A 6,442-nucleotide genomic window follows, 5' to 3' on the forward strand; every position below is an offset into this window, starting at 1 on the left:
CGGGTGTTCTCATTTCATCAGGGATTGCTGATACAGCGCCTGCAGGGCCAGCTTCGTTACGGCATCCGCCGTTTCATCACCCTTGAGCTTCGGCTTGACGATTTGGCCAGCCCGGTCCGCTTCCGCTTCGGTGTATCCGAGCGCCAGCAGCGCCGCTTTGGCCTCGGCCCAAGCCCCGCCGCCTGCCAGGGCAGCCGCCGCAACCTCTATGCCGTGAACGGCAGAGCTTTCATCGGCAGAGGATAATGCCCCAAGCTTGTCCTTGAGATCAAGCACCATCCGCTGCGCCGTTTTCTTCCCGATTCCCGGAAGCTTCGTGAGAAACGCAAGGTTTTCCTGCCGTATGGCCGAAGCAATCACTTCCGGACGTCCGCCGGCAAGCACGCCGATGGCCACCTTCGGACCGATGCCGTTGACATCCAGCAGGAGGCGAAAGAGCGACTGCTCCTCCCGGGACGTAAACCCGAAAAGCAGGTGCGCGTCCTCCCGCACATGATAATGGATGTACATCGTGACTTCGCCGCCGTCCTTTCCAGAGGCTACGGCATAAGGATTGGCGCAAAAAACACGGTACCCCACGCCTTGCACGTCCAGCACGACGTAATCTGCTTCCCGGTGGGCTACCGTTCCTCTCAAAAAGTCAATCATCGTTTATAGGCTCCGTTCAATTTTTGTTGTAAAGCTGAGGAATGAGCGTGGCAGATCGCGACGGCCAGGGCATCGGCCACGTCATCGGGCTTGGGCACTGCGGTTAGATGCAGAAACATCCGCACCATCTCCTGCACCTGCTTCTTTTCCGCCTTTCCATAACCGACAATCGCCTGCTTCACTTGAAGCGGAGTATATTCTCCAATCGGCAGGCCCTTCTGCTCCGCAGCCAGCATCAGCACGCCGCGCGCCTGACCAACGGTTAAAGCCGTCGTAACATTGCGGTTGAAAAACAACTTCTCTATCGCCACCGCATCAGGCTTGTATTTATCTATCAGTTGAACTGCCGCTTCATAGATTTGCTTCAGGCGCTGGGCGTCAGCCGTATGGGCTTCCGTTTGGATCGAGCCGTATTGGACCGGCACCAGCCTATGTCCTTGTTTATCTATAAATCCGAAACCGACAATGGCGATCCCGGGATCAATGCCTAAAATCCGCACCTTTGCGCAACTCCCCTGCTCTGCTCTTTTCGCCGCTTTTCCAATAAGCGAACATATGTATTCCATTGCCATTATATCAGATAATGAGAGGGATGAATACGCCGTGCGGCAAAACGTTCAGTAAGCCGAAAAAGTTCTGGAGGCTTGAATGAAACCGGCGGATTAGCAACAAATAAACGAAGATTATTCTCTTCTTCCTTCCGAAACGCGCCCTCCGATAAAGCGGTCCGCGTCTTGGTCGGCTTTGCTCTGATTACAGTCGTAGCAGGAACAAACGCAGTTGACAGGCGTGGTATGGCCGCCCTTGGATTTCGGCACGATGTGATCGATCGTATCGCCGATTTTACCGCAGTAGTAGCAGGTGTATCTATCCCGCTGCAGGATCATTTTGCGGAAATCGTCGTTGCTGTACAGTCTCCGGATCATGTAGGGATTCAAGACAACTGCAGCCCGCTGCTCCACGAGCAGCACCGCCAAGCTCCAATCGATGTCCTGAATCCACCGCTTGCCGTTATTGCTTTTTCCTCTCATCCGGATGATGCCCTGCCGGTCCCGCCGAAGCAGCTTTGCCGCGCCTTCTTTGCTTGAAGGAGGCGGAGCAGGAGGGGCTAACCGTCTCGCCGGCGTCTCCATCGTTTCCGCAGCACCGGCATGCGTCGGCTCCTTCACGCCAAGCGCTTCGATATCCGAAAGCTTCGGCTTTGCTTTCTTTCTCGCACACTTGCGGCAAATATTTTTTCTTGCCCCGTTCCGAGATCTTCTGGAGCCTTTGGTGGGAAACTGAAGATAATATTTCGTTTGTCCGCACCGGCTGCAAGGCTTGTGCAGCAGGCAATGCGCGCCCGGTTGCATAGCCGCCCTCCTCTCCTTTGGATCGCCTTCTTCCCTAATCCTGACATTTTTCAATTATATCAGATTTGCTTCCGGAGCAACCACAGCTTTCATAAAGATCTCCGCACAGCAAAAAAAGGGCGGCCACAGCCATCCCTCCGGTTATATAGTCCACTGGTCGTGAATGATCCCGACCAATTGCCAAATGTTATTGTTTTTTTCAAAAACGAGCCGCAGACTCCTCCAGTCAAGGCCCTCAAACTGCGCCTCGAAGCCCTCAAAATGGAACTCGACAAACGAGTACCGGTCCGGGGGATACACTTCCGTGAGATTGGAACGCGTCGTGCCTTGCCCGATCTGCCGATTGACAGCGGTTTGGTGCGCTTTTGCAAAATCCGCGTCATAAATAAATTTGGCATAGTAATCAGCAAAAGTCAGTCGGATCGGTTCGCCCGATCCGTCGTAAACGCCCCACTCATAAATGGTTTTGACGGTAAATAGCTCCTTGAGCTGCTCCGGCTTGAACACAAGATCATTCCGGGTGTCGACAAACCCGTAAGGCGAAAACCGGATTCCCTTGTCCGGGAGCGCCAAACCGGACAAGAGCTTCAGATTCTTTTCCTTCAGCGCTTGAACGGCTTTGCGGGCTTGTTCCGCCACATCCGATGCTTGCCCCTCTTTATTTGGAGCATCGGCATCAGTCGGCTGCGCTGCCGGGTTTTCCGGGGAAGGCGGGACATGGCCAGGCGCTTTCGGAGTGCAGGCCGAAAGAACAAGCAGACCGGCCGCAAGCAGACCAAGTAATACGGCTCGTTTCATCACGCCATCCCCTTCCAATCCAAGTGTCGGATGAAGCGTCTCATCCTTACCTAAATAAACGCAACTTCCCGTGGAAAGGTTGCAGCACGGCATTGATTTGCAGTCCTGCCCGACCGGCTAACGATTGGATGATTTTTGCAGCACATTCTCCGTCTCTTCCATCGCGTAATCGCTCAAAGTCGAGAGCACGCTGTTGTAATCATCCAGATCTCTTACCCGGATTCCGCGATACAGCTGCTTCACCGTTTCCCGCGGAAGACTGCTTTCCAAGTGCTCAATGTTTAGCTGGAAAAACGTCCGGATTATACTTTCCCCGCCGGATCCAGGCACGCCCTCGAACAGAGAAAGATTCCCTTTTGTATCCAGTCCGAAGTAGGCGTTTTCTTTACACTGTGGAGACAAGTCGTCCACCGTTTCCGTAAAATAGACTTTGTTTCCTTCATCCAAGCTGACCTTATAGGACGGATGTGTCCGGTGATAGGCCAATATATCCGTCGAACTCATCATACCGAGCCGTTGAAACTCCTCGCCGCATACATAAGCTTTTTTCATGTAGGCCTCCCTTTGGCCGTCCATTCCCGCCACCATCTTAAGGACCTCATCCTCCGGCTGCCTAAATTCCTTCATGTTCCGGCCGAATACTGCTTGTTCCTGCTCTTTCCAAGCCGCAGGTCCCGCCAACCGGTCACTGAACAGCCAGAAGCCGGCGGCAAGTGTGCCTGCCACAAACAGAAAACCCGCCAAATTCATCCAACGGCGCCTGACACGCAGCTTTTTTTTCAATTGTTTTTTAAACTGGTTCCAGAAGCTGAGCAAATTCATTCGATCCCCTTCTGTCTTTAAATGCTGGATTGTTTTTACTATTTTTCCCGTAAGGATCGACTCTTATACTATTTGGATGTATACTTAGGACGAAACCAGCAACTAACACACTGAAAGGAAGGATCCGTTCCCGATGCAACCGGTCATGAAAGAAATTTGGGCCTGGGTTCGCTCTCTTGCCGCCGCATTCGTGCTGACGATTTTGATCGGTTTGTTTGTATTCCAACCGACGAAAGTACTGGGCCATTCCATGGATCCCACTCTGCATAACGAACAGCGTATTTATGTATCCAAGCTGTCGCATACGTTTGGTTACCAGCCCGATTACGGCGACATTGTTATCATAGACAGCAGGGTCGACCGTGTGCGTTCCTTCAAGGACGATGTGCTCGAGCATCCGCTGCTTCGTTGGATTCGCGGGGATAACGGTCCGAACATGTATGTGAAGCGTGTCATCGGTAAGCCCGGAGACGTGCTCGAGCTCAAAAACAGCAAGCTGTACCGAAACGGCGAGTTGCTGGAAGAGCCGTATTTGAAAGAAGCCATGCAGCCTGAGCCCAATCGGAAGTGGACTGTGCCGGAAGGAAATATTTTCGTGATGGGAGACAATCGCAATCACAGTAAGGACAGCCGCGAGATCGGCTTCATTCCGTTCAGTCATATTTTGGGCATAAAAATCTGAATCTGGCCCCCCAGCGGATGACGGCTGTTCAGATCATTGAACAGGGATTCAAAACAAGGGGCCGTCCCATAAGTAGTTTTTAACTGCGCAGGGACGGCCCTGTTTTCTTAACTTCTCGTTTCCATACAGAAAAAAAGGTCGAGTAGGGGGCTATACGTACTCTCTTACTCGACCTTTTTGGTTCATCGCCGCCCACTTTAATAAATTATGGGCAAGGGAAAGCCACCCGACCTCCAGGCTCACTTTGGGCAAGCCGCGAAGCAGGAAACGCCGGAAGTTCCGGTTGTTTTTCATTTGTCCAAACACACTCTCCGGTTCGATCATACGTCGAACCGACATCGCGTAGCCTTCCTCACTTCGCAGCTTTTCCCGCGTGCTCTCATAACGAAAGTCCAGCGTTTGTCCGCCTGGACATTGTCCACGTATCGGTTTCGTCGTCGTAGTGCCAGTTGTCGATTTTGCTTATGTCCGTTTGCCATTTCTTCGATTTCTCTTTGTGGTAGGTGCTGTATTTGACAATGGCCTGAACTTCTTCTTGTTCCAAATAGGCGTAGTTTTCTTCTCCGCCATATCCTGCATCGGCATCCATGTTATATTGAATGTACAAAAGAAGCCCTCCTTTGAATGGTTGCTCGTCACTTCTATTTTACCAAGGTTTGGCTTCTTTTTGTTTTGGCTCTGTTATATTTCAATGTTGATAATTATATCAAAATAAAGGAAACCCCTAGGCATTAGGTTTCCTACAACATTCCCCAGAATAAATTTGTTTGAGCAGTTACAAAGTAAAGAAGCAATCCTATGGTAGTCACTTTGCTTATCTGTTTTGGAGACTGATATAAAACAAAAATCGTGGCTATCCAGAGCAACAATTCCAAAGTGTTTAAAATATCAAAATACCAAAACCCAAATGCAAAAGTCTGTCTTGAAATAAACATAATTATTATAGATGAAATAGAAATAGCAATTATACCTTTCCCTTTTGCATACCAACATACAAAAGCCAAAAATGGCGAGATAATAGTCATGATAATCCAAATCATCATATATGATTTAGGAAAAAAACCAGCTATCAAAATAGTATAAAGATAATAGCTACCTACCATGCCTACAAAAAACAAAAAAACATTTATAGCAGACCTAATAGGTGATTTGCAATACACAGATATTAGCACCGCAAGGAAAATCCAAACCCCCATACGAGAAAAGAAGTTCCTTAAATCCAACGTTTCAAGAAAATATGGTAATAAATTACTGGCGGTTTCATCAAGTAACTTTGAAATTATGCCTAAAATAATCCCTGCGATAAATATTAAAGTCGAATATAAAAATTTTCTTGATAGCGATATATTTATTGGTCTTCGAATTTCATTCAAGAAGTCTTTCATTTATACCCTCCCAAATATAAATAATCATTATTCACATTTATCTGCTAATGGATATTCATCCTCTGATTTTTGTTTTATTTTCTGGAACATTAATACGTCTAATTATATTTTACAGCAGGAGAACATTCCTATTGTGACTTCTTGTTGAGCAAATCCGCTTCGTTAATTGAATAAGGATTACACATTGAATTTTGATAGCCTCAAACTGTCGTAAGTGTCAGTCATTTCATATACAAATGATGTTAATAGAAATTCTTTAATATGCTGATTAGTGCTTTCGTTACTACGACTATCTACAAACAAGAACCACGCAAGGTAGTTGTCAAGATACTTTGTAGCCACACCTTTAAAGCGGTCTATCCATTGTTTCATACGAGAATGGAGACCATTTACATTCTGGATGTGATACAAACCTTTAATAACGTGCTTACCGTCATTTGATTTAATTCGGTAATGCTCTAAACCTTTTTCTTTTGCATAGGTTTTGTAAGCTCTCCAAGCATCAGTAACGAGTACATTATCAGAAGTTAGTTTAGAACCAATCATATTATCAACCTTAGTTTTCACTGTTTTTCGCAAGAGAAAAATGCTAATTTCGGCAGCGAAAAATGCCGACAGACACTTGCCAGTAGAATCATCAACCCGGAATTCGTTCCATCGCCTGTTTCAGACGGAAACTATCTCCGGTAAACGAGAGAATGTGAGCGTGGTGTACAAGCCGGTCCACCAGCGCTGACGTCAATTTCGTGTCCCCA

8 protein-coding genes and 2 pseudogenes are annotated in these 6,442 nt (G+C 48.0%); 1 reads left to right on the forward strand and 9 read right to left on the reverse strand.

The annotated features are described in order from the left end of the window. Positions 1-9 precede the first annotated feature (9 nt). From ruvA to NR121_RS21875, 5 genes are all read right to left on the reverse strand, one after another. A complete protein-coding gene (gene ruvA / locus NR121_RS21855) occupies positions 10-648 on the reverse strand; it encodes a Holliday junction branch migration protein RuvA (RefSeq protein WP_062409232.1) in 639 nt (212 codons plus the stop codon). Then, positions 645-1,148 carry a crossover junction endodeoxyribonuclease RuvC gene (gene ruvC / locus NR121_RS21860; RefSeq protein WP_054820295.1) on the reverse strand — a complete coding sequence of 168 codons (504 nt, stop codon included), beginning with the start codon at positions 1,146-1,148 and terminating at the stop codon, positions 645-647. Before ruvC ends, ruvA begins: the two co-directional genes overlap by 4 nt. A gap of 183 nt (positions 1,149-1,331) precedes the next feature. Continuing rightward, complete coding sequence (locus NR121_RS21865; protein ID WP_256831926.1) at positions 1,332-2,000, reverse strand: HNH endonuclease; 669 nt, start codon at positions 1,998-2,000, stop codon at positions 1,332-1,334. Positions 2,001-2,141: 141 nt separating this feature from the next. Continuing rightward, on the reverse strand, positions 2,142-2,798 hold the full coding sequence (locus tag NR121_RS21870; RefSeq protein WP_256831927.1) for a hypothetical protein: 657 nt from the start codon (positions 2,796-2,798) through the stop codon (positions 2,142-2,144). Positions 2,799-2,915: 117 nt separating this feature from the next. Next, positions 2,916-3,620, reverse strand: a complete 705-nt coding sequence (locus NR121_RS21875; protein ID WP_054820292.1) for a BofC C-terminal domain-containing protein — start codon at positions 3,618-3,620, stop codon at positions 2,916-2,918. Positions 3,621-3,753: 133 nt separating this feature from the next. Between NR121_RS21875 and lepB the strand changes: the two genes are divergently transcribed. After that, the gene (gene lepB, locus NR121_RS21880) at positions 3,754-4,302 is read left to right on the forward strand and encodes a signal peptidase I (protein ID WP_054820291.1); all 549 of its coding nucleotides are present in this window, start codon (positions 3,754-3,756) and stop codon (positions 4,300-4,302) included. Between the two features lie 150 nt (positions 4,303-4,452). Here lepB and NR121_RS25500 read toward each other — a convergent pair. From NR121_RS25500 to NR121_RS21905, 4 genes and pseudogenes are all read right to left on the reverse strand, one after another. Further along, positions 4,453-4,885: pseudogene (locus NR121_RS25500) on the reverse strand (transposase); the annotation flags it as partial. A gap of 157 nt (positions 4,886-5,042) precedes the next feature. Continuing rightward, entirely contained in the window at positions 5,043-5,687 is a 645-nt protein-coding gene (locus NR121_RS21895) for a DUF6518 family protein (protein WP_062409239.1), read from the reverse strand. A gap of 177 nt (positions 5,688-5,864) precedes the next feature. Beyond that, a pseudogene (locus NR121_RS21900) lies at positions 5,865-6,260 on the reverse strand (IS1595 family transposase); the annotation flags it as partial. A gap of 64 nt (positions 6,261-6,324) precedes the next feature. After that, positions 6,325-6,442: ATP-binding protein (locus NR121_RS21905; protein ID WP_256831618.1), on the reverse strand; the 118-nt coding region annotated here is incomplete at its 5' end.

This window comes from Paenibacillus sp. Pae15, assembly GCF_024519685.1.
In the GTDB taxonomy this organism is placed as follows: Bacteria; Bacillota; Bacilli; order Paenibacillales; family NBRC-103111; genus Paenibacillus_G; species Paenibacillus_G naphthalenovorans.

Bases quoted from the DNA above. Each gene is read 5' to 3' on its own strand.
- NR121_RS21865 (WP_256831926.1), bottom strand. From the start codon at position 2,000: ATGCAACCGGGCGCGCATTGCCTGCTGCACAAGCCTTGCAGCCGGTGC.
- NR121_RS21875 (WP_054820292.1), bottom strand. From the start codon at position 3,620: ATGAATTTGCTCAGCTTCTGGAACCAGTTTAAAAAACAATTGAAAAAA.
- lepB (WP_054820291.1), top strand. From the start codon at position 3,754: ATGCAACCGGTCATGAAAGAAATTTGGGCCTGGGTTCGCTCTCTTGCC.
- NR121_RS21870 (WP_256831927.1), bottom strand. From the start codon at position 2,798: ATGAAACGAGCCGTATTACTTGGTCTGCTTGCGGCCGGTCTGCTTGTT.
- ruvA (WP_062409232.1), bottom strand. From the start codon at position 648: ATGATTGACTTTTTGAGAGGAACGGTAGCCCACCGGGAAGCAGATTAC.
- NR121_RS21895 (WP_062409239.1), bottom strand. From the start codon at position 5,687: ATGAAAGACTTCTTGAATGAAATTCGAAGACCAATAAATATATCGCTA.